The sequence below is a fragment of the Pseudomonas frederiksbergensis genome, assembly GCF_035751725.1.
Lineage (GTDB): Bacteria > Pseudomonadota > Gammaproteobacteria > Pseudomonadales > Pseudomonadaceae > Aquipseudomonas > Aquipseudomonas frederiksbergensis_A.
In genome coordinates this window covers 3,865,746-3,892,256 of record NZ_CP142104.1, presented here as the reverse complement: position 1 = coordinate 3,892,256, position 26,511 = coordinate 3,865,746, and the positions used below count along the sequence as shown (strand labels likewise).

Below are 26,511 nucleotides of genomic sequence, written 5' to 3'. Positions count from 1 at the left end.
CAGTCGCGGACTACGCTGTCAGAACGCAAAACCACGGCGCGACGGGCGCGCATTGCTCCGCAGAGGACTCGGCGGCATAATGTAGCCCCTTTTTTCAGCCCCTACATGTGGAAGGTTACCGTGACTCAGAAGCCCGACCAGTGTCTTGGTGAATGGATTGATCGTGAAGCACTCGCAGAAGCGATGATCCCTCTCATCGGTCAGCTCTACCGCAATAACAACGTGGTGAGCTCGATCTATGGCCGCAGCCTGATCAACCAGTCTGTCATCGCGATCCTCAAGGCCCACCGCTTTGCTCGCCACCGTTCTTCCGACGACAGCGAACTCTCCGTCCACGAAACATTCCCCCTGCTCAAGGCCATGAGCGAGCTCAAGCTCGGCGCGGCTTCGGTAGACCTGGGCAAGTTGGCGTTCAAATTCCGTAACGAAGCCAATGGTCGTAGTGCCGAGCAGTTCGTTCGTGAAGAAATGGCTGACGTGGTTGGCCAGCAAAACGCTTCGCCCCGCAAGGGCACCGACGTGGTCCTGTACGGCTTCGGTCGCATCGGCCGCCTGCTGGCGCGCATCCTGATCGAGAAAACCGGTGGTGGCGACGGCCTGCGCCTGCGCGCCATCGTCGTGCGCAAAGGCGCCGAGAATGACCTGACCAAGCGCGCCAGCCTGCTGCGTCGCGATTCGGTCCATGGTTCGTTCAATGGCACCATTACCATCGACGAAGAAAACAACACCATTACCGCCAACGGCAACCTGATCCAGGTGATCTACGCGAAGAACCCGACCGAGGTGGATTACACCCAGTACGGTATCAAGGACGCACTGCTGGTGGACAACACCGGCGTATGGCGTGACGCCGATGGCCTGGGCCAGCACCTGGCCTGCCCGGGTATCGACCGCGTTGTCCTGACCGCGCCTGGCAAGGGCAAGCTGAAGAACATCGTCCACGGTATCAACCACAACGAAATCACCGCTGACGACAAGATCGTGTCCGCCGCCTCCTGCACCACCAACGCCATCGTGCCGGTGCTCAAGGCCGTGAACGACAAGTTCGGCATCATCAACGGTCACGTCGAAACCGTTCACTCGTATACCAACGACCAAAACCTGATCGACAACTTCCACAAGGGCGATCGCCGTGGCCGTAGCGCCGCGCTGAACATGGTCATCACCGAGACCGGTGCCGCCACTGCTGCCGCCAAGGCCCTGCCTGAGCTGGCCGGCAAGCTGACCGGCAACGCGATCCGCGTACCGACGCCAAACGTGTCGATGGCCATTCTCAACCTGAACCTCGAGAAAGCCGCGACTCGCGAAGAGATGAACGAATACCTGCGCTACATGGCGCTGCACTCCGATCTGCATAAGCAAATCGACTTCGTCAACTCGCAGGAAGTGGTGTCCACCGACTTCGTGGGCTCGCGCCACGCTGGTGTCGTCGACGCTGAAGCGACCATCGTCCAGGATAACCGCGTTGTCCTTTACGTCTGGTACGACAACGAGTTCGGCTATAGCTGCCAAGTGGTTCGCGTGATGGAAGACATGGCTGATGTGAATCCGCCTGCGTTCCCGCGCTAAGCCTTAGCTGCAAATGAAAGCGCCCCGACTTGTCGGGGCGTTTTTTTATCTGGGGGTTTGTGTTGCTTGGGCCGGTCTCATCGCGATCTATCAGGTGCCGCTCACAACGCAAGCCTGCGCCGTGCGCAGTTCATGCCGATTACCCCTGAACAGCACCAGCGTCGCAATCAACCCCAGCACCGCCGCACCGCTTAGCCATATCCCCGGTGCAGCCTTGTTATCCAGCACATGGATCAAATAGGTGCAGGCCGCCGGGGTAAACCCGCCGAAGGTGGCGGTGGCAAGGCTATAGGCCAGGGAAAAGCCGGTGGTGCGCACCTCGACCGGCATGATTTCCGTCAAGGCGACCACCATGGCCCCGTTGTAGGATCCGTACAGGAACGACAGCCACAACTCGACGATCAGCAAATGGCTGAAACTGGGGTTCGCCACCAACCAGGACAGTGCCGGATAGGCGGTCAGGATCGCCAGGACAGTGGCACCGAGCAGCAGCGGTTTGCGTCCGATCTTGTCGGAAAAGGCGCCCATCACCGGTAGCCAGAAGAAGTTCGACAAGCCAATGCACACCGTTACCAACAGCGCGTCCAGGTCCGAAAGGTTCAATTCGGCCTTGCCGAACGTCGGCGTATAGGCCGTGATCAGGTAGAACGACACAGTGGTCATCACCACCAGCGCCATGCCGGCCAGGACGATGCCGAAGTTCTGACCGATGGAGCGGACAATTTCCGACAGGGTCGGGCGATGTTTTCTGGCCTTGAACTCAGGCGTTTCCTCCAATGAGCGGCGAATTACAAAGATGACCGGCACGATCATGCAGCCGACCAGGAACGGTACGCGCCAGCCCCATTCGCCCATGTCCTGCGGGCTCAGCCAGTGATTGAGACCGACGCCCAGCAGGCCGGCGAATACCACTGCGGCCTGTTGGCTGGCCGACTGCCAACTGACAAAAAAGCCCTTGCGCCCCGGCGTGGAGATTTCCGCCAGGTACACCGAGACTCCGCCCAGTTCCACGCCAGCGGAAAAACCTTGCAGCAATCGTCCCAGCAGTACCAGCAATGGTGCCGCTACGCCCAGTGTGGCGTAACCCGGCACGCAGGCAATCAACACCGTGCCGGCGGCCATCATGGCCAGGGTGATGATCAGGCCTTTGCGGCGACCGTGGCGGTCGATGTAGGCACCGAGGAAAATCGCGCCCAGTGGGCGCATCAGGAACCCGGCGCCGAACGTGGCCAGCGATAGCATCAGCGAGGCGAAGGCGCTGTCGGTCGGGAAGAACGTCTTGGCGATGGCAGTGGCGTAGAAGCCGTAGACCATGAAGTCGAACATTTCGAGGAAGTTGCCGCTGACGACGCGGAAAATCGCCTTGCCGTTGCTCGTGTTGGAAGACATGGGGGTACTCACTTTCGTATTTTGTTGGAAGCGCAGAACCTGAGGGAGCGCTGTAGCCCATAATGGCCGGCGTGGTTTTGAGGGGGGATGAAGATTTGTTAACTGGACGACGCATAGGGCTTGTGATGCTGGCCGGCGTGTTATCCGCTTGCGGCAACGGCGACACCCTGGAGCGCTTCGACGGCCCGACCATGGGCAGCCGCTATTCCATCCAGTACGTCAGCCATGTCGCCACGCCCGGTCCGAAAGTGGTGCAGGGCGAAGTGGAAAAGATCCTCTCGGAAGTGGATCGGCAGTTGTCCACCTATCGCAGCGACTCGGACATCGAGCGTTTCAATACGCTGCCTGCCGACAGTTGCCAGGTAATGCCGGGCCCGGTTCTCGAACTGATCCGCGCGGGCGAGCAATTATCTTCGCAAAGCAACGGTGTCTTCGATCTGACCGTTGAGCCTCTCCTGAACCTTTGGGGGTTCGGTCCTCAGTCCCGAGAAGAAAAGGTGCCGAGCGCCGAGGCCCTGGCCGAGGCTCGTCAGCGCGTTGGGCATGAACATCTGCGCATTCAGGGCGACCGGCTGTGCAAGGACGCCGCGGTGGAAGTCGATTTCAACAGCATCGCGGCCGGTTACGCGGTCGATCGCATCGCCGCCAGGCTCCAGGCCCTGGGCATCGACAGTTACCTGGCCGAGGCCACCGGCGAACTCAAGGCCGTCGGGCACAAGCCGGATGGTTCGCCGTGGCGCATCGCCCTGGAAGAGCCACGAGACGATCGGCAGGTGGCCGAGCGTGTTATCGAGGTCAACGGCTACGGGATTTCAACGTCAGGCGACTATCGGAAATATTTCGAGCAGGGCGGCAAGCGTTATTCCCATACCTTCGATGCGCACACGGGGGCGCCCGTCCTACACAACCTTGCGTCAGTCACGGTCATTCATCCTTCAGCCATGTTGGCCGATGGACTATCGACGCTGTTGCTGATTCTCGGTCCTGAACGGGGTTGGGACTATGCCCAGGAACACGGTATCGGGGTATTTTTTGTATTGCGGGACAATGACCGTTTTGTCGTTCGCACCAACGATGCGTTTGAACGGATGGCGGGCGGAAAAACCCAATAGATTGTCCAACAAAGAACTCGTGGCGAGGGAGCTTGCTCCCGCTTGAGTGCGAAGCGCTCACAAAAGGGGCTGCTGCGCAGCCCGGCGGGAGCAAGCCCCCTCGCCACGATGATTCCGGCTGATTTTCAATATGTAAGGACAGCGCCCCGAAAGCTTCCCTGTGGCCTGCGCCTTGCCTGGCCCGCCTTAAGGCACAACGCGGCGGGGAAACTAATTGAGAACGCCCCCTAGCCTACGACGCGACCAAGGGGTAATGTGCGCGGCGTTGACGCTTCTATAGACTGTGGCCGGGCGCGTGAACCGGCCTAAAATTGTTCCTTCATGCCGCCGGCCGGCATGATTTAGCCGTGGATGCCAGGCATGGCATCGCGGCCTGTTCCGAGGAGTACGCATGGCTGTCTACAACTACGACGTGGTGGTACTGGGTTCCGGCCCGGCGGGGGAAGGCGCGGCAATGAACGCGGCCAAGGCAGGGCGCAAGGTGGCGATGGTCGACAGCCGTCGGCAGGTCGGCGGCAACTGCACCCACTTGGGTACCATCCCGTCCAAGGCCTTGCGTCACTCGGTCCGGCAGATCATGCAGTTCAACACCAACCCAATGTTCCGTGCCATCGGCGAGCCGCGCTGGTTCTCCTTCCCGGACGTGCTCAAGAGCGCCGAGAAGGTGATCTCCAAGCAGGTGGCCTCGCGTACCGGCTACTACGCTCGCAACCGCGTCGACGTGTTCTTCGGCACTGGCAGCTTTGCCGACGAGCAGACGGTCGAAGTGGTCTGTGGCAACGGCGTGGTCGAGAAACTTGTGGCCAAGCACATCATCATTGCCACCGGTTCGCGCCCCTATCGCCCGGCTGACATCGATTTCAACCACGCACGTATCTACGATAGCGACACCATCCTGAGCCTGGGCCACACTCCGCGTAAGCTCATCGTCTACGGTGCCGGCGTGATCGGTTGCGAATACGCTTCGATCTTCAGCGGCCTGGGTGTACTGGTGGAGCTGGTGGATAACCGCGGCCAGTTGCTGAGCTTCCTGGACTCGGAAATTTCCCAGGCCTTGAGCTATCACTTCAGCAACAACAACATCACCGTGCGCCACAACGAAGACTACGACCGCGTCGAAGGCGTCGACAATGGCGTGATCCTGCATCTCAAGTCCGGCAAGAAGATCAAGGCCGACGCCTTGCTCTGGTGCAACGGTCGTACCGGCAATACCGACACCCTGGGCCTGGAAAACATCGGCGTGAAGGTCAACAGCCGTGGCCAGATCGAAGTCGACGAGAACTACCGCACCTGCGTACCGAACATCTATGGTGCCGGTGATGTGATCGGCTGGCCAAGCCTGGCCAGTGCCGCCCACGACCAGGGCCGTTCGGCTGCCGGCAGCATTGTCGACAATGGTAGCTGGCGCTTCGTCAATGACGTGCCGACCGGCATCTACACCATCCCGGAGATCAGCTCGATCGGCAAGAACGAGCAAGAGTTGACCCAGGCCAAGGTGCCTTATGAAGTGGGCAAGGCCTTCTTCAAGAGCATGGCGCGGGCACAGATCGCTGGCGAGCCGCAAGGCATGCTGAAAATCCTTTTCCACCGCGAAACGCTGGAAGTGCTCGGCGTACACTGCTTCGGCTACCAGGCTTCGGAGATCGTGCACATCGGCCAGGCAATCATGAACCAGCCGGGCGAACTCAACACGCTGAAGTACTTCGTGAACACCACGTTCAACTACCCGACCATGGCCGAAGCCTATCGGGTCGCGGCGTACGACGGGCTCAACCGGCTTTTTTGAGCGGCTCCGGCCGGTGGCCTGAGCCGGCCGGGGAGACCGATTTCAGCAATTCTCGAGGGTGGCAGTGGCCAAACCGGGAAAGTCTGTAATCAGGCTGTCAGCGCCAAAATCGGCGAGCCTGCGCATGAGCGCGGGCTCGTTGACCGTCCACACCGACACATGCAACCCCTGGCGCTGTGCCTTGATCAGGCGTTCCGGCGTGCACAGGGTCCAGTTCAACGCCAGAATCTCGCAGCCGTAGCTCTGGGCGACCTTCAACGGGTCGAGCCAGGCGTATTCAGCCACCAGTCCACGGGAGATGTCCGGGGTCAGGTCCAGGGCCGCCTTGAGCACTTCCCGGGAACTGGAGGTGATGGTGATCTTGTCCAGCAGGCCGAAGCGTTGGGCCATCTCGCGGATGCCCAGTACCGTCGCGGCGGCGCGGGTACGTGACGCGCTTTTCACCTCGAGCTGCCAATGCTCGAAGTCGCATTTCTCGAACAACTCTTCCAGTCGCGGAATCGGGCATGGCTTGATCCAGCCCGGGCCACCCTTGCGCGCATCGTAGGTCACCAGTTCGGCGGCGGTATGTTCGACCACTTTGCCCCGGCGATCGGTGGTGCGCTTGAGGGTCGGGTCGTGGATGACCATCAACTCGCCGTCCATGGACAGGTGCAAGTCCAGCTCGCAACGGCGCACGCCGTGCTTGAGACATTCCTGGAAACCGGTGAGGGTATTTTCCGGTGCTTCGCCCTTGGCGCCGCGGTGGCCATAAATGAGGGTCACGGTTCTTCCTTATTGGTGCCAGATTCGTTCAGTTCACGGGCCAGGCGCCGTTCTTGCGCCTGTTTCTGCAAGATGTAGCGGGCCAACAATTGACGCTGGGCGTCGGTCGGGTGTTCAAACTCGGTGCCGATGTCGTAGCCGTCACCCTTCGGATCGCAATGGGTGACCCGCGCCCGCAGCAACAGACCGAGGGCCTGGGGCATCAGCACCAGCTTGATCGACAGATGCGCGCCGACGGCGACGGGGGTGGGGTACTGGAAGTCGATGCCGCCTTCGGAAATGATCACCGGCTGCGGTTCGCCGATTTCGCCGAGCACTGTCACGGCGATGACCTGGCTGAGCAGGTCGATGCGTTTGTTCATGGCCTTGAGGTACGCCGCGATGCTGCGCTCGCGCTCGCTGATCTGGCGCAACAGGTGCTGAGACTCGAATTCGCTCAGGTGCAGTTCGCTGAGCAGATTGAACAATGGGGACTCATCCTGCAACACTTCCTGGCTGGCAGCTTCAGGAATGGACAGGGGCCGAATTTCCAGTGCGATCGTGTCCTCGATACGGTAGTATTCGCGGCGATCTTCTTCATCTAATGTCGACATGGCGAACCCATGGTAGCGGCGGTGGTCTGAGTGTAAAGCTGGTTTGTGACCCCCGCCACAAGGACGTTCCTTTTCCCTCCGAACAAGCCCCGACATGTTCAGACCTCTCTTCGTATTCATCGGCACGCGTTATACCCGTGCAAAGCGTCGCAATCATTTCGTATCGTTCATATCCCTGACGTCCATCATCGGACTGGCCCTTGGCGTGGTCGTGATGATCGTCGTGCTGTCGGTGATGAACGGCTTCGACCATGAAATGCGCACCCGCGTGCTGGGCATGGTGCCCCACGCGACACTCGAAACCGGCGAAGCCATCAGCGATTGGCCGAGCCTGGCCGCCAAGGTCAAGCAGAACCCGCAGGTGCTGGCCGTGGCGCCCTTCACCCAGATGCAGGGGCTGCTGACCAACGACGGCAAGGTTTCCAAGGTCTTGCTCAATGGCATCGACCCTGGCCTGGAGCGGCAGGTGTCGATCATCGACAACTTCATGAAGCAGGGCAAACTCGACGATCTGGCGCCGGGCAGCTTCGGCATCGTGATCGGTGACAAGGCTGCGGCGAAGCTCGGCGTGGCCATCGGCGACAAGCTGACGTTCGTCGCGCCGGAAGTCACCGTCACGCCGGGCGGCATGTTTCCACGCATGAAACGCTTTACCGTGGTCGGCATCTTTCATGTCGGCGCCGGCGAGCTCGATGGCTACCTGGGCGTGACCAATCTTCAGGATCTCGCCCGCCTGCATCGTTGGAAGCCGGACCAGGTCCAGGGCCTGCGGTTGAAGTTCGATGACCTGTTCCAGGCGCCGCGTGTTGCCTGGAACATTGCCCAGCAGCTCGGTGAAGACCGTTATTACGCCCGCGACTGGACCCGCACCCACGGTAACCTGTACCAGGCGATCCGCATGGAAAAAGCCATGATCGGCCTGCTGTTGTTGCTGATCGTTGCCGTTGCGGCGTTCAACATCATTTCCACGCTGGTGATGGTGGTAAACGACAAGAAGGGCGACATCGCCATCCTGCGCACGCTTGGCGCCACGCCGGGGCAAATCATGCGCATCTTCATGGTCCAGGGCACGGTCATCGGCGTCATCGGTACGTTCGTCGGGGCCTTGGTCGGGATGTTCGCCGCGCTGAACGTGAGTGCCGCGATTGCCGGTCTCGAAACCCTGATCGGGCACAAGTTTCTCAACGCCGACGTGTACTTCATCGACTACCTGCCATCGCAGTTGCAGGCCGACGATGTGTTGATGGTCTGCGGCGCCGCGTTGGTCCTGAGTTTCCTCGCCACCCTGTATCCTGCCTGGCGTGCCGCGCGCACCCAGCCTGCGGAGGCGTTACGTTATGAGTGAGTCGGGCATGAGTGAAAAAGCGATCTTGAGCTGCCGCAACCTGGGCAAATCCTACGAGGAAGGTCCGGAGTCGGTGGTGGTGTTGTCGGGCCTGCAACTGGAGCTGCACCCTGGCGAGCGCGTGGCGATTGTCGGCACCTCCGGGTCGGGCAAAAGTACCTTGCTCAACCTGCTGGGCGGCCTGGATACGCCGACCGCCGGCAGTGTCTGGCTGGCCGGCGAAGAACTGTCGGCGCTGAACGAGAAGGCCCGTGGCCTGCTGCGTAACCGTTCCCTGGGTTTCGTCTACCAGTTCCATCATCTGCTGCCCGAATTCACGGCGCTGGAGAACGTCTGCATGCCGCTGTTGATCGGCCGCACGGCGATTCCCGAGGCTCGTCAGCGCGCCACTGCACTGTTGGAGCGGGTAGGGCTGGGCCATCGCCTGGAACACAAGCCAGCCGAGCTGTCCGGTGGCGAGCGCCAGCGCGTGGCGATTGCCCGCGCCCTGGTCAACAAGCCCGGCCTGGTGATGCTCGACGAGCCGACCGGCAACCTCGATTCCCATACCGCCCAAGGTATCCAGGACTTGATGCTGGAGCTCAGCACCTCGATGCGCACGGCGTTCCTGGTGGTGACCCACGATATGAACCTGGCCCGCCAGATGGACCGTGTCCTGCATTTGCAGGAAGGTTGCCTGACGCCTATCTGATCGACCGAAACCCGGTGCTTGCCGCAAGTGCCGGGTCTTTTATTTTCATACGGTGCCCAGCGAATGTTCAGACCGTTATCGATTTTCATCGGCACGCGCTATACCCGCGCCAAGCGTCGCAATCGCTTCGTGTCGTTCATTTCCATGACCTCGATGATCGGCCTCGCCCTTGGCGTATTGGCGATGATCGTCGTGCTGTCGGTGATGAACGGCTTTCAGCGCGAAATGAGCTCGCGCATCCTTGGCATGGTTCCGCATGCCACGATCGTTGGCGTAAACCCGATCGACGATTGGCAACCAGTGGCCGCCGCCGCGCTGAAGAACCCCGAAGTCATTGCGGCCGTGCCGTTTACCGAGATGGAGGGGATGCTGAGCCATAAAGGTTCGATGCAGCCGATCCAGATCAGCGGTGTCGACCCGGCCCAGGAAGGCAAGGTGTCCATCGTTGCCCAGCACATTGTCCAGGGGCGCCTCGATGCCCTGAAGCCGGGTGAATTTGGCGTGGTGATCGGTGAAATCACGGCCCGGCGGTTCCGCCTGAATGTCGGCGACAAGCTCACCTTGATCGTGCCGGAAGTCAGCACCGCCCCCGGTGGCATCACGCCACGGATGCAGCGTTTGAACGTGGTTGGTGTGTTCAAGGTCGGTGCGGAGCTGGACGGTTCCATGGCGCTGATTCACTTGGCCGACGCCGCGCAGATGCAGCACTGGCAGCCGAACCAGGTGCAAAGCGTGCGCCTGGCGGTGAAGGATCTGTACGCGGCGCCGAAAGTCTCCAGCGACATCGCCACCGGTCTTGGCGCAAGCTTCAAGGCGGACGACTGGACTCACACCCAGGGCAGCCTGTTCAGCGCCATGAAAATGGAAAAGACCATGATTGGCTTGCTGCTGCTGATGATTGTCGCGGTGGCGGCGTTCAACATCATCGCGACGCTGATCATGGTAGTGAACGATAAAGGCGCGGACATCGCGATCCTGCGCACCATCGGCGCCACGCCGCGGCAGATCATGGCGATCTTCATGGTCCAAGGCACCGTGATCGGCGTTGTCGGCACGTTGATCGGTGGTGTGCTGGGAGTGATCGCGGCGCTGAACGTCAGTGAGTTGGTGGGCTGGCTGGAAAGGGTCAGCGGCCAGCATATCTTCAGTTCCGACGTGTATTTCGTCAGCAACCTGCCGTCCGAGCTTCAGCGTGGCGACGTGGTGCTGATCTGTTCTGCCGGGTTCATCCTCAGCTTTCTTGCCACCGTATACCCGGCCTGGCGCGCGGCGAAGATCGAACCGGCGCAGGCGTTGCGGTATTCCTGATACCTGGGGACGACTTCAAGACTCTTGTGGCGAGGGATAAATCCCTTGCCACGGGGGGAGGGCGCCGGGCTCAATCCCCCTTTGGCAATTCGATCAGAAACCGCGTCCAGCCATCGGCCGATTCGCAGCGGATTTCCCCACCGTGGGCACGGACGATCGAGCGAGTAATGGCGAGCCCCAATCCAGCATGTTCGCTGCTGCCTTCCTGGCGGGCCGGGTCGGTGCGGTAGAAGCGGTCGAACAGGCGCGGCAGCAGGTCAGCCGGAATCCCCTCGCCACTGTTTTCCACAATCACACTCACTCTTTGAGCCGCATCGACAATTCGTACGCGCACTTCGCCGTCAGCCGGGGTGAAGCGCAGGGCATTGTCCAGCAGGTTGGAAAGGGCCCGGCGCAACATGTTGCGGTCACCCTCGATCAGGCTCTCCCCGTCGCGACCCAGGCGTACGTTGGCGTCCTCGGCCAGGGGCCCGAAGAAGTCCAGCAACAGGTCCACTTCCTCGGCCAGTTGCAGCGGTTCGCGGTGCAGCGCCAACAATCCATGGTCGGCCTTGGCCAGGTAGAGCATGTCGTTGACCAGTTGCGCCATCCATTGCAGCTCTTCCAGATTGCTGTGCAGGGCTTCGCGATAGTCCTCCAGCGAGCGCTCGCGGGTGAGGGTGACTTGGGTGTGGGTCAGCAGGTTCGACAGTGGCGTGCGCAACTCATGGGCGATGTCGGCGGAAAACGCCGAGAGACGCTGAAACGCATCGTCGAGGCGTCCGAGCATGTCATTGATGCTGTGGGCCAATTCCGCCAGTTCGGCGGGCATATGCTCTTCCGGCAGACGGGAATTGAGGGAGCGGGCCGAGACGCTACCGGCGATGGCGCCCATGCGCCGCAAGGGACGCAAGCCCCGCCGGGCTGCCCAAGCGCCGAGCAGGGCGGTGGCCAGTGCCGAGAGGCCGACGGTCAGCCAGATCAGGCGTTGCATGCGCTGCAGGAAATGCTGGTGATGGGTGATGTCCAGCAACAGCGTCAGTTGGGCCGAATCCGGACGGCCGGGGTACAGCGGTGCGCTCAGTGTCCGGTAGTTGTTATCGGCATCGTCGAGCGTAGACAATCCGGTGCGTTCAGGCACTTGGGGCGGGATCCGAATCGAACCATGCCAGCGCTCGCCATCGGCGTCCTTGATGCGCAAGGCAAGGTCCGCCCGTCGACTCAGCTCTTCCTCGAGGCGAACTTGCGGATCATGGCCGTGAGCGTCTTGCAGGGCGCGACGTACGCCGAGCAATTGTGTTTCGAGCAGTTGCTGGTCCAGTTCGACGAAGTGTGCCTCGCTGCCTCGGCTGAACAGCACCCCGGCGAACAACGACACAATGGCGGTGCAGGCGGCGAACAGCAGCGCCAAGCGGTTGCTCAACGACCACCGACGGCTCACAGGCTGCGCTCTTCGAGCACATAGCCCATGCCGCGCACGGTGTGGATCAGCTTGTTGGGAAAGTCATCATCGATCTTGATCCGCAGGCGCCGGATCGCGACTTCGATGACATTGGTGTCGCTGTCGAAATTCATGTCCCAGACTTGCGAGGCAATCAGCGACTTTGGCAGCACCTCGCCCTGGCGCCGCAGTAGCATTTCCAGCAAGGCGAACTCCTTTGCTGTCAAATCGATGCGCCGGCCGCTGCGTTCCACGCGACGGCGGATCAGGTCCAGGCGCAGGTCCGCCAGTTGCAGGCTGGTTTCCTGGGTCGCCGAGCTGCCTCGGCGCAACAGGCTGCGCACCCGGGCCAGCAACTCGGAAAAGGCGAAGGGCTTGACCAGGTAATCATCGGCGCCCAGTTCCAGGCCATGGACGCGATCCTGTACGGCATCGCGCGCCGTCAGGAACAGTACGGGCGTGTCCAGGCCGGCCCCGCGTACGGCTTGCAGAATCTGCCAGCCATCGCGACCCGGCAACATCACATCGAGAATCAGCAGCGCGTATTCGCCGCCCAGGGCCAGTTGCTGGCCAGTGATGCCGTCCGCCACCAGGTCGGCGTTGAACCCGGCCTCGCTCAAGCCTTGGCGCAGATATTGGCCGGTTTTCAGTTGGTCTTCGACGATCAGCAGTTTCATGGGCGGCTCAATGCAGGATTGGAACGAGGGCGTTATACCGTGGCGGGCGGGTTCGCGGCACAACCTGACAAAGTTGTAATCAAGCGGTAAGCCGATTGGCAGGCCTGTGACGATAGAGTTTCCCGCACGCTGAATCTGACTGGAGTATGGACATGTTGATGGGAAAACGCTTGATCCTGACCGTTTGCGCACTGGCCCTCAGTACCCCGTCGTGGGCATCGCCGGGCCATTTCGATTTCGGCCAGCCTGCGCCAGCGGCCAAGGCCGGTCGCAGCATTGATGTGGTGATGGGCGACATGACGTTCGATCCCGGTGCGCTGGATCTCAAGGCCGGCGAGACGGTTCGGTTCGTGCTGGTCAATAAAGGCCACCTGCTTCACGAGTTCAACCTGGGCAACGCTGCAATGCATGTTGAACACCAACAGCAAATGCTCAAGATGCAGCAAAGCGGCCAGTTGACGCCGACCGCGATGAAGCCGGGAATGGACCATGCCGCCATGGGCCACGGCAACGCCAGCATGCGCCACGATGACCCCAACAGCGTGCTGGTGGAACCGGGCAAGACCGCCGAACTGACCTGGACCTTCAGCAAGGCCACTCGCCTGGAGTTCGCCTGCAATGTTCCGGGACATTACCAGGCCGGCATGAAGGGCGACCTGACAGTCAGTCAGTAAGCACTCAAAGACTGCGGCAAAGGCTGATAGAATCCGCTGATTCTTCAGTCAGGTTTCCGTCATGCATCCCGCAGCCGAACATTCGCCGCTGGGCAAATCCAGCGAATACATCGCCACGTACACGCCGTCACTGCTGTTCCCGATTCCGCGCACTGCGAAATGGGCGGAACTGGGCCTGACAGCCGAGACCCTGCCGTACACAGGCGTGGATTTCTGGAACTGTTTCGAATTGTCCTGGCTCTTGCCCTCGGGTAAGCCAGTGGTGGCCATCGGTGAGTTCGCCATACCGGCGGATTCGCCGAATATCATCGAGTCCAAATCCTTCAAGCTGTACCTGAACTCGTTGAACCAGACACCGTTCGCCGATACCGCGAGCCTGGAAGCGACCTTGCGCGAGGATCTTTCGGCGGCGGCCGGCAAGCCTGTGGGCGTACGGATCCGCAGTCTCAAGGACGTGGAAAACGAAGGCATCGTGGCGTTGCCCGGTGCATGCATCGACGAGTTGGATGTCAGCGTCGATTCCTACGAGCATCCGCGCCCGGAACTGCTGCGTTGCGATGATTCGCGCATCGTCGAGGAAAGCCTGCACAGCCATTTGCTCAAATCCAACTGCCCGGTGACGAGCCAGCCGGATTGGGGCAGCGTGGCGGTGGAGTACCGTGGCGCGGCGCTGGATCACGCCAGCCTGCTGGCTTACATCGTCAGCTTCCGCCAGCATTCGGATTTCCATGAGCAGTGCGTCGAGCGGATCTTCTTGGACCTGCAGCGCTTGCTCAAGCCGCAGAAGCTGACGGTTTATGCGCGGTATGTGCGGCGGGGTGGGCTGGATATCAATCCGTATCGCAGCACTGAAGAGGTGCAGTTGCCGAACCATCGACTCGTCCGCCAATAAAACCTTTGCTGGAGGCATAGGCTAAAAAGCCCTGCTGGCGATAGCAGGGCTTTTGGCGTTTAAAGGGCTTAGATCCCCATGCTGCCCAAGGTATTGACGATATTGCGCAGCGTTCCGGCGATGGTTGGATGGTCCACTTCAAAACGCTCTACGGCCCGGTTCACGCCGTCGACCAGGTTGTTGTCCTGAAGCCGGTTTTCCAGTTGGATTTTTGCGTCGATCTGCTCCATCAATTGCTTCAGATTTTCGCGCTCTGGTTCAGACAGCGGCGGGTTCTGTTCCAATTGCTCGCGCAAGGTATCGAGTTGGGCTTGCAATTCTTCGCGGCGGGCAGGCATTGGCGTACTCCCTTTATTGATAGGCACTGCCATGGACCGCGACGCTGCGTCAAAAGTCCATGGCCTGCCTTAAGAGTAATCCACACTTGCGCGCCCTGCATGATCCCGGTCAGGGCTTCTCGCCTTTTTGCCTGCGCAGGCTGATGTCGGCCAGGCAGGTGTCCAGTTCGCCCAAGTGATCGATCACCGAATGCACGCCTAGGCTGAACAACTGAACGGTGGCCTTGGCCCGTTTGACCTCCCGTTCCTGTTGGCTCAGGGCCTGCCAATCGGCAGGGGACAGGCCGCACAACGAGCCGCAGGACGCCAGGCCGATGGTCCACAATCCGGCGTTGAGCCCCGACTGCAACAGCTTGGGTTCGCCACTCACCAACACGCAACCTTCCAGTTGTTGGACGTTCAGCGCCATGAGCGCTTGCCAACAGGCATGCGGGGCGGGCCACGGTTGATTTGTTGCAGGAAGTTGCGGTGCCTTGATGGACGCCGGCAACGAAACCGCCAAGCCATGGCTGACGGCGGGAGGCAACTCATCGAGCCAGGCGCAGGGGATGTCCAGGTGCTGCAAACGTTGCAGGCTTTCCAGTGCGCCGGGTGTCGGATGGGCGTGATCCGCAGGCTTTGCCCCTGGCTGGCGTACACGCGCGCCGAAATCCACCAGGCATCCGCTCAGGCCAAACAGAACTGCGGTAAGGCTGGGAGCGGGGAGGGGCAGGGCTTCGGCGCGCGGCATGGGAACGTCCTTGAAATACCCAGCAGCGTAGCGAGCCCCGATGACAGTCCGGTGACAGTGAAATGAAGCCGGCGATCTGTGGAATGTTCCTACGGCGAGCTTCTCTTTCAATGCTGCCTAACGATGTTTTACGACTTATACTAGCGGCCTTACCGCCTGGGCTCGGCGCCCTTGCCTGAATAATCCAAGGAGTTTTTCCGTATGCGCTGGAGCCATCTTCTCGCTCAGCTGTGTCTATCTGCCAGCGTCCTGCTGGTACCGTTTGCTGCCCAGGCCGCCACGGAAGATGATCCATGGGAAAGCATCAACCGTCCGATCTTCACCTTCAACGACACCATCGATACCTATGCGCTCAAGCCGCTGGCCCAGGGCTACCAGTACGTGACGCCGCAGTTCCTCGAGGACGGCATCCACAATATGTTCCGCAACATCGGCGATGTCGGCAACCTGGCCAACGACGTGCTGCAAGCCAAGCCGGCCGCTGCCGGAGTCGACACGGCCCGATTGATTTTCAACACCACGTTCGGTCTCCTCGGGTTCTTCGACGTGGGCACCAAGATGGGGCTGCAGCGTAACGACGAGGACTTCGGCCAGACACTCGGGTACTGGGGACTGGGCAGCGGGCCGTACTTGATGCTGCCGTTGCTGGGGCCGAGCACCCTGCGTGATGCACCGGCCAAGCTGGTCGACAGCTATGCCACGCCTTACCCTTATATCGACAATGTCTCGGTCCGCAATTCGATCTGGGGCCTTAACATCGTCGACACCCGTGCCAGCCTGCTCTCGGCCGAGAAGCTGGTCAGCGGCGACAAATATGTGTTTATCCGCAATGCCTTCCTGCAAAACCGTGAGTTCAAGGTCAAGGATGGTCAGGTCGAAGACGATTTTTGATTTCGATTCGTCAGTTTAAGAAGGCGGCCCGAAAGGCCGCCTTCTTTGCTTTGGCTTGCGTTTAAAGGCGGATTGATCCTTCCATTGAGTTACGCTTCGCTCGGTTCTTATAACTCTCTGTGCTTTGACAAATAAAGAGCGCGAGCGGCGATTCGCATGAGCTTGAAACGCCCCGCGGATGGGAGTACCGTCTGCGCCTTAGAAGGGCACCTCTGGTGTAATCGTGTGTAGGGCAAAGGCCTGAAGCCGGTACGACAGAGAGGCTAGAAAGCGAATCCAGTAGTGCGCGCCAAGCCCAATGCCGTGCCCGCTACGCCAACCTAATTCTGGCGCCGTTTGCCCACATGCCAAAAACCAGTGCCACGCTGCTGATAATCGATGATGACGAAGTGGTGCGAGCCAGTCTCGCCGCCTACTTGGAAGACAGTGGTTTCAGCGTCTTGCAGGCCAGTAACGGCCAACAGGGTCTTCAGGTATTCGAGCAGGAGAAGCCCGACCTGGTCATCTGCGACCTGCGCATGCCGCAGATGGGCGGACTCGAGCTCATTCGCCAGGTCACCGAGCTGTCGTCGCAGACCCCGGTCATCGTCGTTTCCGGCGCGGGCGTGATGAACGACGCGGTCGAGGCGTTGCGCCTGGGCGCGGCGGATTACCTGATCAAGCCCCTCGAAGACCTTGCCGTGCTTGAACACTCGGTGCGCCGGGCTCTGGACCGCTCGCGACTGCTGGTGGAAAACCAGCGCTACCGCGAGAAGCTGGAGACCGCCAATCGCGAACTGGAAGCCAGCCTGAACCTGCTGCAGGAAGATCAGAACGCCGGGCGCCAGGTCCAGATGAACATGCTGCCGGTCAGCCCCTGGACGGTCGATGGTTTCCGCTTTGCCCACCAGATCATCCCGTCGTTGTACCTGTCGGGGGATTTTGTCGATTATTTCCGTGTCGATGAACGTCGAGTGGCGTTCTACCTGGCGGATGTTTCCGGGCACGGGGCTTCGTCGGCGTTCGTGACGGTGCTGTTGAAATTCATGACCACGCGCCTGCTGTTCGAGTCCAAGCGCAACGGCACGTTGCCGGAGTTCAAGCCTTCGGAAGTCCTTGGGCATATCAACCGGGGCCTGATCAGTTGTAAGCTGGGCAAACACGTCACGATGGTCGGTGGAGTCATCGACGAGGAGACTGGTTTGTTGACGTATAGCATCGGCGGTCACCTGCCGTTGCCCGTGTTGTATACACCAGACAGTGTGCGTTATCTGGAAGGGCGTGGTTTGCCGGTAGGCCTGTTCAACGAGGCGACCTATGAAGACCACGTATTGGAGCTGCCGCCGACATTCAGCCTGACGCTGATGTCTGATGGCATTCTGGACCTTTTGTCAGAACCTACACTCAAAGAGAAAGAAGCAGCCTTGCCCGAGCGGGTAAGTGCAGCGGGCGGCAGCCTGGAAGGCCTGCGCCAAGTGTTTGGATTAGCCACGCTAGGGGAGATGCCGGATGATATCGCCCTGTTAGTGTTGAGCAGGAACCTTTGATGAGTACTGGTAGAATCCAGTTCGCCGAGCAGGACGGCACCTTTGTCCTGAAGTTTGTCGGTGAAGTGCGCCTGACCTTGTGTTCGGCGCTGGATGCGACAATCGAGAAGATCTTCACCGCGCTGAACTTCAACGCTATCGTGATCGACCTGACCGAAACCCGCAGCATCGACAGCACAACGCTCGGCCTGCTGGCCAAGCTGTCGATCCTGTCGCGGCAAAAAGTCGGCTTGCTGCCGACTGTCGTCACCACCCACAACGACATTACCCGTCTTCTGCAATCGATGGGTTTCGACCAGGTGTTCAACATCGTCGGCGATCCTGTGCCGTGCCCCGAATGCCTGGATGACCTGCCTGATCAGGACCAGTCCGAGGAAGAAGTGCGGATCAAGGTGCTTGAAGCCCACAAGATACTCATGGGGCTGAACGACTCCAATCGCGAAGCGTTCCATGATTTGGTGAGCGCGCTGGAGCGGCCTTGAGCTCTAGGCGTGTGTAGATCGGATTGACGCTTTCGCGAGCAGGCGCGAGGTTCTCAGGCTAAGCCGCATAAAAAAGGGCGAACCCATCAAGGTTCGCCCTTTTGCATGCCTTGCGAATCAGCTTACAGCTTGGCTTGCAGCAACGCCTCCAGCTTCTCCTGGTCCCGGGCGAACTGACGAATACCCTCCGCCAGTTTCTCGGTCGCCATGGCGTCCTCGTTGGACAACCAGCGGAATTGAGCTTCATTGAGGCTCAAGCGCGCTTCCCCGGCTTGGCCAGGCGCCAGTTTGCGCTCCAGCTTGCCTTCGTCGGCGGCGAGTTTTTCCAGCAGCTCAGGGCTGACGGTCAAACGGTCGCAACCGGCCAACTGCTCGATCTGATTGAGGTTGCGGAAGCTTGCACCCATGACCACGGTCTTGTAGTCATTGGCCTTGTAGTAGTTGTAGATGCGCGTCACGGACTGCACGCCCGGATCATCGGCGCCGGTGTAATCGTTGCCGTTGGCCTTTTTGTACCAGTCGTAGATCCGGCCCACGAACGGCGAAATCAGGAACACCCCTGCATCGGCACAGGCCGCGGCCTGGGCGAAGGAGAACAGCAGCGTCAGGTTGCACTGGATGCCTTCGCGTTCCAGTTTCTCGGCGGCGCGGATGCCTTCCCACGTGGAAGCGATCTTGATCAGCACACGCTCCCGGCCAATGCCGGCTTTTTCGTACAGCTCGACCAGACGATGGGCGCGCTTGAGCATGGCTTCGGTATCGAATGACAGGCGTGCATCCACTTCGGTGGAAATGCGCCCCGGAATCACTTTCAGGATCTCTTGGCCCACCGCGACGCCAAAACGGTCGCTGGCCAGGCCCACGTCGCCCTTGCAGTCTGCCACGCAGGCGTTCAGCAACTCGGCATAACCATGCATCGCCGAAGCCTTGAGCAGCAGGGAAGGGTTGGTGGTGGCGTCGACGGGCTTGATGCGGGCGATGGCTTCGAAGTCGCCAGTATCGGCCACGACGGTGGTGAACTGCTTGAGTTGTTCCAGCTTGGAAGTCATGAGCGTGCTCTGTCCTATGGGTCCGTTGACATTACCCGAGGGCCGGCAGCCACTCAAGGGCGTGAAGAGGTATCGATGGCCCCAGCGGCAACAACCTGAAAACGGCTGTTTGAAAGGCCGGGGCAACTACCGGTAGATACGATGCCAAAACAGCGCGCAGGTTCAAAGCAAGTGATGGTTAACGACCTTCCAGCAACTGCCCCGCCTGATCCAGCAGCGCCAGTGGATCCTTGGCCTTGTGGATATCCACTGACAACAACTGCCGGAACCGCCGCGCGCCCGGGAATCCGGTGCCCAGGCCCAAGACGTGACGGGTGATGTGGTGCATGGCACCGCCATTCGCCAAGTGATCGGCAATATACGGCCGCAGCTTTGCCAAGGCCTCGGCCCGAGTGATGATTGGTGCGGTGCTGCCAAACAACTGCTGATCCACTTCGGCCAGCAGGTATGGATTGTGATAGGCCTCGCGCCCCAGCATGACACCGTCGAAGGTCTGCAAGTGTGCGTGGCACGCCTCCAGCGTCTTGATCCCACCGTTGAGCACGATTTCCAGCTCAGGGAAATCCGCTTTCAACTGCGCAACCACGTCATAACGCAGCGGCGGAATGTCGCGGTTTTCCTTCGGCGACAACCCCTCGAGAATCGCAATCCGCGCATGCACGGTAAAACTGTTGCAACCGGCGTCACGCACGGTCCCGACGAACTCGCACAACTGCTCGTAACTGTCGCGGCCATTGATCCCGATCCGATGTTTCACCGTGACCGGAATCGACACCGCATCCCGCATCGCCTTCACGCAATCGGCAACCAATCCTGGATGCCCCATCAGGCAAGCGCCGATCATGTTGTTCTGCACCCGATCGCTAGGGCAGCCGACATTGAGATTGACCTCGTCGTAGCCATGTTCCTGGGCCATCCGGGCGCAAGCGGCCAAGTCACTGGGAACGCTTCCGCCTAGTTGCAGGGCCAGCGGATGTTCGGTTTCGTGGTGGCGCAGGAAGCGTTCGTGATCACCGTTGAGCAACGCGCCGGTGGTGACCATTTCGGTGTAGAGCAGGGCGTGTTTGGAAAGGATGCGTAGGAAGTAGCGACAGTGAGCGTCAGTCCAATCCATCATCGGCGCTACGCTGAAGCGGCGGGACGGCTCTTGGCGGGGTAATCCAGTGTTTACGGGCGCTTCAGGTTTTTCTAAATTCATTGATACTGATCTTTTATACAGCGGTTGTTACCCATTTTTCCTTGTTTTTGCAAGGCGCTTGCTACATTGTAGCAAGCGGTCTCGGCAATGTAGCAACTGGATATGGGCACGATCACATCACGCAAGCGCAAGGACAATTCGACGGCCTACACGGCGCAGATACGGATTAATCGGGACGGGAAGACAGTTTATCAGGAAAGCCAAACCTTCGACCGGAAGCAGGTGGCTCAGGCATGGATCAAGCGGCGGGAGACGGAGCTGGCCGCGCCTGGTGCTATCGAACGTGCGAACCGGAAGGGGGTGACGATCAAGAAAATAATCGATCAGTACCTTGACGAGTACGAGAAGATCCGGCCGTTGGGGAAGACTAAGCGAGCAACCCTGACGGCGATCAAGGAGACGTGGCTGGGTGAGGTTGATGATTCAGCGCTGAATAGCCAGAAGCTGGTGGAGTTTGCTCAGTGGCGGATGAGCAAAGAGGGAGGCGGTGTCCAGGCGCAGACGGTCGGGAATGATCTGTCGCACCTAGGAGCGGTCCTCTCGGTTGCTAGACCGGCCTGGGGGTATGAGATAGATCCGCTTGCCATGACTGACGCTCGAAAGGTGTTGCGTAAGCTCGGAATGGTCACCAAGAGCAAAGAGCGTAATCGCCGGCCTACTCTCGATGAGTTGGACCAACTGATGAAGCATTTCTTCGACATGCAGGCTCGGGGTAATAACTCGATTCCCATGCCGAAAATAATCGCTTTTGCTATCTTTTCGACACGTCGGCAGGAAGAAATCACGCGGATACGCTGGGAGGACATCGACGAATCCAGGCAGGCGGTGCTGGTTCGAGACATGAAGAACCCTGGTCAGAAAATAGGTAATGACGTCTGGTGTCACTTGCCGGACGAGGCATGGGCGATCCTGAATTCAATGCCCAAAGTGGAGCGGGAGATTTTCCCTTTCAACGGTAAATCGGTATCAGCCTCTTTCACCAGGGCTTGTCCGTTGCTGGGGATAGTTGACCTTCATTTTCATGACCTCCGGCATGAAGGGGTGAGTCGGTTGTTCGAGATGGACTGGGATATTCCAAGGGTGTCGAGTGTTTCAGGTCATCGTGATTGGAACTCCTTGCGACGGTATACTCACTTAAGGGGGCGCGGGGATCGATATGCCTCGTGGAAGTGGCTAGAAAATCTGTGCGGTTAAACTTTATGGTGGGTGAGCTTCAATATGAGTTTCAAAGGAATGATGGACATCGTTAAGCAGCACTTTGTAGTGGTGATAGTCCTGTTGATGATGTATGCCGGTGGGCTTGGATTCCTCTGGAATGGTTATGAGGATTTGAATGCTAAAAAAATAAAATTCTTAGAGGAAAAAGCCTCGTCCCTCGAAGCTCAAAGTAAGCGTGAAATGGACTTGCAGAAGCGTGAGTACAACGTGCAAAAAGCTGAAGATGAAATTGCCAAAACTGTATCTGAGGTAAAGTCAGAGAAAAGTGCGAATGCAAAATCTTTGGCACTGCTACAAATTCAGCAAGGTGCTCTGAGTGAGGCTCAAACGCGTAAAGACGCTGAGACAAAGCTGCAGTTGTTGATGTCTGAATTCTCTGCTCTAGGAGTGAATTTGAATTCGAACCCTCATTGTGGGACGGCTGAGGATCTTAAACGTTACAATACTGCAAGGTCTAAGTATTATGAAATTTATTCGTTGGCTAAGACTTATTCGCTTGACAAGAAATACAGTGACTTTTTATTTCATAATGCACAGAACGTAACTAGCTTTGGATGTTCTTCGAAGCAAAAAAGGGGCTGACGCCCCTTTTTTTACATTAAGCAGCACGGCCCATGAGTTGGTTTTGTTCCTTTGTTGCTTTCTCGCGTTGCTTGTCAATATATTCTGCTAAGTCACGAAGATGAATGCCTAATGCCGCTTTTTGACTATTAGCTCCAAGCCTCACAACGGGGATATCGATTTCTCCACTGAGTCTTTTACTTTTGAATTTTTCCACAGTCAGGTTCATATAGTCAGTACAAACGCGATCAATAGGAATGACTGCTTGTCCGTTGTACTGAGCCATCAAAAGGAAAAGAGTATTCATGCCGCCTCCATCATCGCGTTTTCGTCCTGAGTCAAGTTTGCTTTTAGTAGAGCCATCATCGGCCAAGGAGAGACTGAGTTCCCCACCATCAGTACCTGATCTTTCTTGCTGAACTTCCTGCCGTCGTGGCCATGGTCGATAACATAGTTATCCGGGAAGCCCTGGGCTCGATAAAGCTCCCGGGGCGTCAGCATGCGCATGCCAATGTCGACGATGACGTACGGCGTGCCCTTGATCACCACGGTAACCAGTGCCAGCCGATCCCGTGTGGTGATCGTGGCAGCCGGGTCGCGCAGGTCGTAGATGTTGTCGGTGCCGTAGTACCCCATCAGGAAAGCGGCAACGCGCAGAGCGCCTTCCTCCACGTCTGGTGCAAGTGTGTACTCGAGCAGCGCGTGATGTTCTGCGCCGGCACAGATAGTTGAGACCGGCTTATCCATTGCGCTGCCCACACAGTTCTTGCGCAGGGTCAGCAGATTGGCGGTCACCAGCTGTTGCTGGCTGCCTGTGGTGGTTATTGCTGTAAGTGGCTGATCTGGTTGCCGGCCCAACGTTTCGTTGAAGCCGCCGTTGTGTTGTGCAATGTAGGCCACTGCGAGTGCGAAGTGTCCGCCCTTGACCTGTGCGCAGATGGTTCCCAGCGGTGCATCAGCAGGCATGGTTCGCTGGGATGTTGCATTGGCGTGCTCTGTGAGGAAAGGCGCGACTTGTGGCGTCACCAGGGCGAAGCCATGCGCTCCGGTGATGGTCTTGGTTGGATCTTGCACGGACTGGCATCGCGCAGTGTCATCGCCTGAATGGTTGACGCTTACGATGAACGGATCGGCATGATCAACCACATAGCGGCGAGCACCTTTGCGCACGCGCTCCATGGTCTTGTCTGCCAATGGCCGTCGAACACCAGCGGCACGGCCTTCTTCTTTCGTCAGGAAGATGCTCGGGCAGGGGATAGACCAGTCGATGATGCTGGCTGCGTTGCGCCAAGCCTTTCGGCCCTTTGTGGGCGCTTTGAAGTGTGTCGGCTCCGGCCAATACAGCGGCTTGCCATCGCATCGAGCGACGAGGTAGAGCCGCTCGCGGGTGGTGGCGGCGCCATAATCACAGGCTTTGAGCTTTCCATGCAGAATGTCATAACCCATGTTCTTGAGGATCTGCAGGAAGCGGTGCCATGTCTTGCCCTTACGTTTCGGATCAGGCACTAGGTATTGATCCTGAACTGGAATGCGCTCACCTGGTGCAGCCACGCTGCCATCGCGGCGAACCACTCGGCCGGTGGTTTTGCATCGCTTGGCTATCAGGGGGCCCCATTGCAGGATCTGCCAGACGTTTTCCATCGTGATGAGGTCGGGTTTGACCTGTCCGGCCCACTTGACTGTGACCCACGATAGAGAGCGGCTGGCACTGCTGCGTGGTTGACCTCCGGCGGCAAGGCTGTGATGGGTACATTCGGGACTTGCGTGTAGGTGGGCGACGGTTCGGCCTCGTGTCGCCTTTCGAGGGCACACTTCATAGACGTCCGAGATGTAATGCTCTGCGCCTGGGTGGTTGCGCTTGTGCATGCTGATGGCTTTGGGGTTGTGGTTGATCGCGATATCGACGGCTTTGCCCGTGGCCATTTCCTGGCCCATGGTTGCGCCGCCACCACCGGCAAACAGATCGACGCGGATCTTGCCCATGAGGTCGAGGCCAAATTGGGTGATGACGGCAGAGCTTATTGGGGTTTGGGAAAAGACGGTCATACCTGGCCTCCATGCGTATACCCCACGACAGGCTGCGCGAGCGGGCGATTCTTAGCGATCAGCGTGGCTTCAGTTGCTGCTGCCCGGCGCAGCCTTTCGTGGGGTGTAAGTGCCTCTGCAGTGGCATTGGAAGAAGCAGTAATGCCTGCTGCTGCGCAGCAGAGACTGTTTTCTACAGGCGCGTCGACCCAGCTGGATCTGCGGAGCAAAGCGGACTGGGTTTGGGTGCTGTTCTGTTCGTGTTTCATGCCGCTTTCCTCCGGTGTTCGATAGCGAGTTGGTCCATCAGGCGCTGGTGGTAGGTGAGCCGGGCTTCGGTGGGTGACCACGGCCGGATACGTTCGTGCGCGGGTTCGATGCCGACTAGGCAATCCCAGGTGGCCGGGTCGGATGGCATCAGGTCGCGGCGTTCGGTGGCCAGGGCGATCAGGTCGGCTTGGGTGACGGATGCCGGCAGATCCTGATCGAGGCCGAAGCGGGTGCAAATGCGATCCCAGATCCAAGTCTCGACGTCCTGGTAGGCGTGCATCCACTGTTTGAGCGACCGCACCATGTCGCCGATGTAGGCTTCGGTGGCGTCGTGGAGCAAGGCGGCGAGCTTGTGCTCGGCCGGCACTAGATCCGCAACCAAGCAACTATGCTGGGCCACGCTATAGAACTCGCGGGTGTGGCCATTGAAGCGGCACAAATGAGCGAGCGAGTGCGCAATGTCTCGTGGGTCGATCATGTCGACGTCCGGCTCGAACAGGTCAAAGTGTTTGCCGGTATGCGTGAGGATCCAGTTCATGCTGGCTCCTTGACCATGTCGGCGAGCAACAGGGCGTTCTGGGTGTCCTTGTGCAACTTGCGCAGGGCGTTGTAGCCGATCAGCAGAGACAGTTGCCGGTCGAACTCTTTACGGAATCGAGTCATTTCGCGTAGTTCGGCGGTGGCTTTGGCGTGTTGCTGGTGCAGCACGCCGGCATCTTGAGGTGAGAGGCGTAGCATTGGGCTGTGGCGGCTCATGCTGCGTCCTCCACTTTGACCTGATCCAGCAGCGCGGCCATGCCCAGTGCTTTGTCGCGCAGGTCGAGCGCCTGCTGTGCCTGGGCCTTAGAACTCATGGCGCGGAAGGTGTCTGATGCCAACCTCAATTTCTCGGCGATCTGCATAAGTGTTTGGCGCTCTTGAGGACCGAAGGCTTGGCTTTCTCTTAGCCGCTTCGCATGGGCAGCGAGGTGCTTGTGATCAGCGCGGATGAAGTTGAGCGATGCCTTTAGTTCGCGAATGGTTTTGGCGTTTGCCGCACGCTCGTCGTTCGTGCCTTCTTCGATGCCAGCCTCGTGACCTTGAATGCGCCCATCGATAAGACCGCCTCGATAGCCGGTCCAGTAGATGAGGGCAGCACCGACGATCAGGGCGATCAACGCGCATATTTGAATTGCAGTCATGTGGTGTGCTCCTAGTGGTTTGGTGGCTGGTGGTGGCAGCCGTTACGGTTGGGTTTCTTCGGTTGCGCCGGCCTGGGCCTTCGCGTGGACTTCGTCGGCCTTGTAGGCCTGGATGTCGATCAATGCCGCGACGTGGCGGATGTGCGCGTACTTCGGTGCCTTGCGGCTGCTGTCCAGCGTGGTCACGGGCAGTTGAATGCGGCCGCTGGTGATTTCGGCTGCAAATGACTGCTCGTTGAGGTTGCGGAAGTACTGCACGCGCAGCTTTTCGAGGGGGATAAGCACGTCGCCGAAGGTGCGATACAGCAGCTCGACGGTGGCCGTCTCCGGTGCTGGCATCAGGCGCAGCGGGTTTTGAGGCTGGCTAGTCATGAGGCTTTGGGCTCTCCATGCGTTTATTTCGAGCCGGGTGATTCCAGGCATTCAGGCAATGGCGTTTGGTCAGCTCGCGCAGATGCTCCGGCACCTCAAGGAGCGCAGCGTTGCGCTCCTCTCGGGTGCCTAGGGCGATGATCTGGCGGGCGTATTCCCTAGGCCACGTCACGGTTGTCTGCCGGGATGGCAGGAAGGTCGAGGCCCAGTTGCTCCGCTAGCCAGGGGATGCCAGCCTGCCGAACGCGTGTCGATTGGCTGTACTGCATGCCCAGCGTGTCGTGATACCAGTTGCTGTCCTTGACCCGAAGGTATTCACGGTCGCGGACGGGGAACGCCGGCAGGTTGCGCTCGGTGAGCAGACCCTTCTCACGCATGAGCTTGATCAGGGCGGGGCGGGTCAGGCCGAAGTGCTTGGCGGTCTTTTCGAGATTGCGCTCCATGGCATA

The 26,511-nt window shown here is 59.4% G+C and carries 29 protein-coding genes; 13 read left to right on the top strand and 16 right to left on the bottom strand.

From position 1 onward, the window contains the following. The first annotated feature begins 105 nt into the window (after positions 1 to 105). Complete coding sequence (locus VQ575_RS17315; RefSeq protein ID WP_039589090.1) at positions 106 to 1,569, top strand: glyceraldehyde-3-phosphate dehydrogenase; 1,464 nt, start codon at positions 106 to 108, stop codon at positions 1,567 to 1,569. A gap of 90 nt (positions 1,570 to 1,659) precedes the next feature. Here VQ575_RS17315 and tcuC read toward each other — a convergent pair whose 3' ends face one another. Next, positions 1,660 to 2,958: an MFS transporter gene (gene tcuC, locus VQ575_RS17310; protein ID WP_039589091.1), complete on the bottom strand. Its 1,299-nt coding sequence runs from the start codon at positions 2,956 to 2,958 to the stop codon at positions 1,660 to 1,662. Positions 2,959 to 3,083: 125 nt separating this feature from the next. On the opposite strand from tcuC, the gene VQ575_RS17305 reads away from it, so the two are divergent. Both VQ575_RS17305 and sthA read left to right on the top strand, forming a co-directional pair. Continuing rightward, positions 3,084 to 4,070, top strand: coding sequence for an FAD:protein FMN transferase (locus VQ575_RS17305; protein WP_325919897.1), 987 nt, complete (start codon positions 3,084 to 3,086; stop codon positions 4,068 to 4,070). Positions 4,071 to 4,461: 391 nt separating this feature from the next. Continuing rightward, positions 4,462 to 5,856, top strand: a complete 1,395-nt coding sequence (gene sthA, locus VQ575_RS17300) for a Si-specific NAD(P)(+) transhydrogenase (protein WP_003183399.1) — start codon at positions 4,462 to 4,464, stop codon at positions 5,854 to 5,856. Between the two features lie 42 nt (positions 5,857 to 5,898). Here sthA and VQ575_RS17295 read toward each other — a convergent pair whose 3' ends face one another. Both VQ575_RS17295 and VQ575_RS17290 read right to left on the bottom strand, forming a co-directional pair. Beyond that, positions 5,899 to 6,621, bottom strand: coding sequence for a glycerophosphodiester phosphodiesterase (locus VQ575_RS17295; RefSeq protein WP_003199672.1), 723 nt, complete (start codon positions 6,619 to 6,621; stop codon positions 5,899 to 5,901). Further along, positions 6,618 to 7,214 (bottom strand): PilZ domain-containing protein, encoded by a 597-nt coding sequence (locus VQ575_RS17290; protein WP_198723096.1) that lies wholly within the window; start codon positions 7,212 to 7,214, stop codon positions 6,618 to 6,620. Before VQ575_RS17290 ends, VQ575_RS17295 begins: the two co-directional genes overlap by 4 nt. Before the next feature lie 94 nt (positions 7,215 to 7,308). On the opposite strand from VQ575_RS17290, the gene VQ575_RS17285 reads away from it, so the two are divergent. The 3 genes from VQ575_RS17285 to VQ575_RS17275 all read left to right on the top strand — a co-directional run bounded on the left by VQ575_RS17285 (position 7,309) and on the right by VQ575_RS17275 (position 10,558). Further along, positions 7,309 to 8,559: a lipoprotein-releasing ABC transporter permease subunit gene (locus VQ575_RS17285; protein ID WP_039589094.1), complete on the top strand. Its 1,251-nt coding sequence runs from the start codon at positions 7,309 to 7,311 to the stop codon at positions 8,557 to 8,559. 7 nt (positions 8,560 to 8,566) lie between these two features. Next, positions 8,567 to 9,250, top strand: a complete 684-nt coding sequence (lolD, locus tag VQ575_RS17280) for a lipoprotein-releasing ABC transporter ATP-binding protein LolD (RefSeq protein WP_162843734.1) — start codon at positions 8,567 to 8,569, stop codon at positions 9,248 to 9,250. Positions 9,251 to 9,313: 63 nt separating this feature from the next. Next, the gene (locus VQ575_RS17275) at positions 9,314 to 10,558 is read left to right on the top strand and encodes a lipoprotein-releasing ABC transporter permease subunit (RefSeq protein WP_325918101.1); all 1,245 of its coding nucleotides are present in this window, start codon (positions 9,314 to 9,316) and stop codon (positions 10,556 to 10,558) included. A 70-nt stretch (positions 10,559 to 10,628) separates the two neighbouring features. On the opposite strand, the gene VQ575_RS17270 is transcribed toward VQ575_RS17275, so the two are convergent. Together VQ575_RS17270 and VQ575_RS17265 are read right to left on the bottom strand one after the other, a co-directional pair. After that, entirely contained in the window at positions 10,629 to 11,978 is a 1,350-nt protein-coding gene (locus tag VQ575_RS17270) for a heavy metal sensor histidine kinase (protein WP_325918100.1), read from the bottom strand. Further along, a complete protein-coding gene (locus tag VQ575_RS17265) occupies positions 11,975 to 12,655 on the bottom strand; it encodes a heavy metal response regulator transcription factor (protein WP_039589097.1) in 681 nt (226 codons plus the stop codon). Before VQ575_RS17265 ends, VQ575_RS17270 begins: the two co-directional genes overlap by 4 nt. Before the next feature lie 152 nt (positions 12,656 to 12,807). Here VQ575_RS17265 and copI point away from each other — a divergent pair, with 152 nt between their 5' ends. Both copI and queF read left to right on the top strand, forming a co-directional pair. Continuing rightward, positions 12,808 to 13,329, top strand: coding sequence for a copper-resistant cuproprotein CopI (gene copI, locus VQ575_RS17260; protein ID WP_039589098.1), 522 nt, complete (start codon positions 12,808 to 12,810; stop codon positions 13,327 to 13,329). Positions 13,330 to 13,390: 61 nt separating this feature from the next. After that, on the top strand, positions 13,391 to 14,221 hold the full coding sequence (queF, locus tag VQ575_RS17255; protein ID WP_039589099.1) for an NADPH-dependent 7-cyano-7-deazaguanine reductase QueF: 831 nt from the start codon (positions 13,391 to 13,393) through the stop codon (positions 14,219 to 14,221). Between the two features lie 68 nt (positions 14,222 to 14,289). On the opposite strand, the gene VQ575_RS17250 is transcribed toward queF, so the two are convergent. Both VQ575_RS17250 and VQ575_RS17245 read right to left on the bottom strand, forming a co-directional pair. Continuing rightward, complete coding sequence (locus VQ575_RS17250) at positions 14,290 to 14,559, bottom strand: DUF4404 family protein (protein WP_325918098.1); 270 nt, start codon at positions 14,557 to 14,559, stop codon at positions 14,290 to 14,292. 109 nt (positions 14,560 to 14,668) lie between these two features. Continuing rightward, complete coding sequence (locus VQ575_RS17245) at positions 14,669 to 15,289, bottom strand: hypothetical protein (RefSeq protein ID WP_039589101.1); 621 nt, start codon at positions 15,287 to 15,289, stop codon at positions 14,669 to 14,671. Positions 15,290 to 15,490: 201 nt separating this feature from the next. On the opposite strand from VQ575_RS17245, the gene VQ575_RS17240 reads away from it, so the two are divergent. The 3 genes from VQ575_RS17240 (at position 15,491) to rssC (ending at position 18,188) form a co-directional block, all read left to right on the top strand. After that, the gene (locus tag VQ575_RS17240; RefSeq protein ID WP_039589102.1) at positions 15,491 to 16,180 is read left to right on the top strand and encodes an MlaA family lipoprotein; all 690 of its coding nucleotides are present in this window, start codon (positions 15,491 to 15,493) and stop codon (positions 16,178 to 16,180) included. A 344-nt stretch (positions 16,181 to 16,524) separates the two neighbouring features. Beyond that, complete coding sequence (gene rssB / locus VQ575_RS17235; protein ID WP_039589103.1) at positions 16,525 to 17,706, top strand: two-component system response regulator RssB; 1,182 nt, start codon at positions 16,525 to 16,527, stop codon at positions 17,704 to 17,706. After that, positions 17,706 to 18,188, top strand: coding sequence for an anti-sigma factor antagonist RssC (rssC, locus tag VQ575_RS17230; protein WP_039589104.1), 483 nt, complete (start codon positions 17,706 to 17,708; stop codon positions 18,186 to 18,188). The genes rssB and rssC overlap by 1 nt, the downstream gene beginning before the upstream one ends. Positions 18,189 to 18,310: 122 nt before the next feature. Here the strand turns inward: rssC and tal are convergent, their stop codons facing one another. Both tal and dusA read right to left on the bottom strand, forming a co-directional pair. Beyond that, a complete protein-coding gene (gene tal, locus VQ575_RS17225) occupies positions 18,311 to 19,237 on the bottom strand; it encodes a transaldolase (protein ID WP_039589105.1) in 927 nt (308 codons plus the stop codon). 178 nt (positions 19,238 to 19,415) lie between these two features. Continuing rightward, entirely contained in the window at positions 19,416 to 20,435 is a 1,020-nt protein-coding gene (gene dusA, locus VQ575_RS17220) for a tRNA dihydrouridine(20/20a) synthase DusA (RefSeq protein ID WP_325918097.1), read from the bottom strand. 102 nt (positions 20,436 to 20,537) lie between these two features. On the opposite strand from dusA, the gene VQ575_RS17215 reads away from it, so the two are divergent. Then, positions 20,538 to 21,629, top strand: coding sequence for a tyrosine-type recombinase/integrase (locus VQ575_RS17215; protein WP_325918096.1), 1,092 nt, complete (start codon positions 20,538 to 20,540; stop codon positions 21,627 to 21,629). A 24-nt stretch (positions 21,630 to 21,653) separates the two neighbouring features. Next, positions 21,654 to 22,235, top strand: a complete 582-nt coding sequence (locus VQ575_RS17210) for a hypothetical protein (protein WP_325918095.1) — start codon at positions 21,654 to 21,656, stop codon at positions 22,233 to 22,235. A 16-nt stretch (positions 22,236 to 22,251) separates the two neighbouring features. Here the strand turns inward: VQ575_RS17210 and VQ575_RS17205 are convergent, their stop codons facing one another. The 7 genes from VQ575_RS17205 to VQ575_RS17175 form a co-directional block, all read right to left on the bottom strand. Next, on the bottom strand, positions 22,252 to 22,521 hold the full coding sequence (locus VQ575_RS17205; RefSeq protein WP_325918094.1) for a pyocin activator PrtN family protein: 270 nt from the start codon (positions 22,519 to 22,521) through the stop codon (positions 22,252 to 22,254). Beyond that, positions 22,518 to 24,260, bottom strand: coding sequence for a DNA cytosine methyltransferase (locus VQ575_RS17200; RefSeq protein ID WP_325918093.1), 1,743 nt, complete (start codon positions 24,258 to 24,260; stop codon positions 22,518 to 22,520). The genes VQ575_RS17205 and VQ575_RS17200 overlap by 4 nt, the downstream gene beginning before the upstream one ends. A gap of 244 nt (positions 24,261 to 24,504) precedes the next feature. Further along, on the bottom strand, positions 24,505 to 25,047 hold the full coding sequence (locus VQ575_RS17195; RefSeq protein ID WP_325918091.1) for a phosphohydrolase: 543 nt from the start codon (positions 25,045 to 25,047) through the stop codon (positions 24,505 to 24,507). Then, complete coding sequence (locus VQ575_RS17190) at positions 25,044 to 25,265, bottom strand: hypothetical protein (protein WP_325918089.1); 222 nt, start codon at positions 25,263 to 25,265, stop codon at positions 25,044 to 25,046. The genes VQ575_RS17195 and VQ575_RS17190 overlap by 4 nt, the downstream gene beginning before the upstream one ends. After that, a complete protein-coding gene (locus VQ575_RS17185) occupies positions 25,262 to 25,690 on the bottom strand; it encodes a hypothetical protein (RefSeq protein ID WP_325918087.1) in 429 nt (142 codons plus the stop codon). Before VQ575_RS17185 ends, VQ575_RS17190 begins: the two co-directional genes overlap by 4 nt. Positions 25,691 to 25,732: 42 nt before the next feature. After that, positions 25,733 to 26,062: a pyocin activator PrtN family protein gene (locus tag VQ575_RS17180; protein ID WP_325918086.1), complete on the bottom strand. Its 330-nt coding sequence runs from the start codon at positions 26,060 to 26,062 to the stop codon at positions 25,733 to 25,735. A 158-nt stretch (positions 26,063 to 26,220) separates the two neighbouring features. Next, complete coding sequence (locus VQ575_RS17175) at positions 26,221 to 26,505, bottom strand: phage antirepressor KilAC domain-containing protein (protein ID WP_271901853.1); 285 nt, start codon at positions 26,503 to 26,505, stop codon at positions 26,221 to 26,223. Between the last annotated feature and the right edge of the window lie 6 nt (positions 26,506 to 26,511).

Excerpts from the sequence above, each read along its gene's own strand:
- VQ575_RS17215 (WP_325918096.1), top strand. The coding sequence starts at position 20,538 with ATGGGCACGATCACATCACGCAAGCGCAAGGACAATTCGACGGCCTAC.
- copI (WP_039589098.1), top strand. The coding sequence starts at position 12,808 with ATGTTGATGGGAAAACGCTTGATCCTGACCGTTTGCGCACTGGCCCTC.
- VQ575_RS17200 (WP_325918093.1), bottom strand. The coding sequence starts at position 24,260 with ATGACCGTCTTTTCCCAAACCCCAATAAGCTCTGCCGTCATCACCCAA.
- VQ575_RS17195 (WP_325918091.1), bottom strand. The coding sequence starts at position 25,047 with ATGAACTGGATCCTCACGCATACCGGCAAACACTTTGACCTGTTCGAG.
- VQ575_RS17185 (WP_325918087.1), bottom strand. The coding sequence starts at position 25,690 with ATGACTGCAATTCAAATATGCGCGTTGATCGCCCTGATCGTCGGTGCT.
- VQ575_RS17175 (WP_271901853.1), bottom strand. The coding sequence starts at position 26,505 with ATGGAGCGCAATCTCGAAAAGACCGCCAAGCACTTCGGCCTGACCCGC.
- VQ575_RS17205 (WP_325918094.1), bottom strand. The coding sequence starts at position 22,521 with ATGAATACTCTTTTCCTTTTGATGGCTCAGTACAACGGACAAGCAGTC.
- VQ575_RS17290 (WP_198723096.1), bottom strand. The coding sequence starts at position 7,214 with ATGTCGACATTAGATGAAGAAGATCGCCGCGAATACTACCGTATCGAG.
- dusA (WP_325918097.1), bottom strand. The coding sequence starts at position 20,435 with ATGAATTTAGAAAAACCTGAAGCGCCCGTAAACACTGGATTACCCCGC.
- tal (WP_039589105.1), bottom strand. The coding sequence starts at position 19,237 with ATGACTTCCAAGCTGGAACAACTCAAGCAGTTCACCACCGTCGTGGCC.
- VQ575_RS17285 (WP_039589094.1), top strand. The coding sequence starts at position 7,309 with ATGTTCAGACCTCTCTTCGTATTCATCGGCACGCGTTATACCCGTGCA.
- queF (WP_039589099.1), top strand. The coding sequence starts at position 13,391 with ATGCATCCCGCAGCCGAACATTCGCCGCTGGGCAAATCCAGCGAATAC.
- VQ575_RS17180 (WP_325918086.1), bottom strand. The coding sequence starts at position 26,062 with ATGACTAGCCAGCCTCAAAACCCGCTGCGCCTGATGCCAGCACCGGAG.
- lolD (WP_162843734.1), top strand. The coding sequence starts at position 8,567 with ATGAGTGAAAAAGCGATCTTGAGCTGCCGCAACCTGGGCAAATCCTAC.
- VQ575_RS17275 (WP_325918101.1), top strand. The coding sequence starts at position 9,314 with ATGTTCAGACCGTTATCGATTTTCATCGGCACGCGCTATACCCGCGCC.
- VQ575_RS17315 (WP_039589090.1), top strand. The coding sequence starts at position 106 with ATGTGGAAGGTTACCGTGACTCAGAAGCCCGACCAGTGTCTTGGTGAA.
- VQ575_RS17190 (WP_325918089.1), bottom strand. The coding sequence starts at position 25,265 with ATGAGCCGCCACAGCCCAATGCTACGCCTCTCACCTCAAGATGCCGGC.
- tcuC (WP_039589091.1), bottom strand. The coding sequence starts at position 2,958 with ATGTCTTCCAACACGAGCAACGGCAAGGCGATTTTCCGCGTCGTCAGC.
- sthA (WP_003183399.1), top strand. The coding sequence starts at position 4,462 with ATGGCTGTCTACAACTACGACGTGGTGGTACTGGGTTCCGGCCCGGCG.
- VQ575_RS17210 (WP_325918095.1), top strand. The coding sequence starts at position 21,654 with ATGAGTTTCAAAGGAATGATGGACATCGTTAAGCAGCACTTTGTAGTG.
- VQ575_RS17265 (WP_039589097.1), bottom strand. The coding sequence starts at position 12,655 with ATGAAACTGCTGATCGTCGAAGACCAACTGAAAACCGGCCAATATCTG.
- rssC (WP_039589104.1), top strand. The coding sequence starts at position 17,706 with ATGAGTACTGGTAGAATCCAGTTCGCCGAGCAGGACGGCACCTTTGTC.
- VQ575_RS17250 (WP_325918098.1), bottom strand. The coding sequence starts at position 14,559 with ATGCCTGCCCGCCGCGAAGAATTGCAAGCCCAACTCGATACCTTGCGC.
- VQ575_RS17245 (WP_039589101.1), bottom strand. The coding sequence starts at position 15,289 with ATGCCGCGCGCCGAAGCCCTGCCCCTCCCCGCTCCCAGCCTTACCGCA.
- VQ575_RS17240 (WP_039589102.1), top strand. The coding sequence starts at position 15,491 with ATGCGCTGGAGCCATCTTCTCGCTCAGCTGTGTCTATCTGCCAGCGTC.
- VQ575_RS17305 (WP_325919897.1), top strand. The coding sequence starts at position 3,084 with ATGCTGGCCGGCGTGTTATCCGCTTGCGGCAACGGCGACACCCTGGAG.
- rssB (WP_039589103.1), top strand. The coding sequence starts at position 16,525 with ATGCCAAAAACCAGTGCCACGCTGCTGATAATCGATGATGACGAAGTG.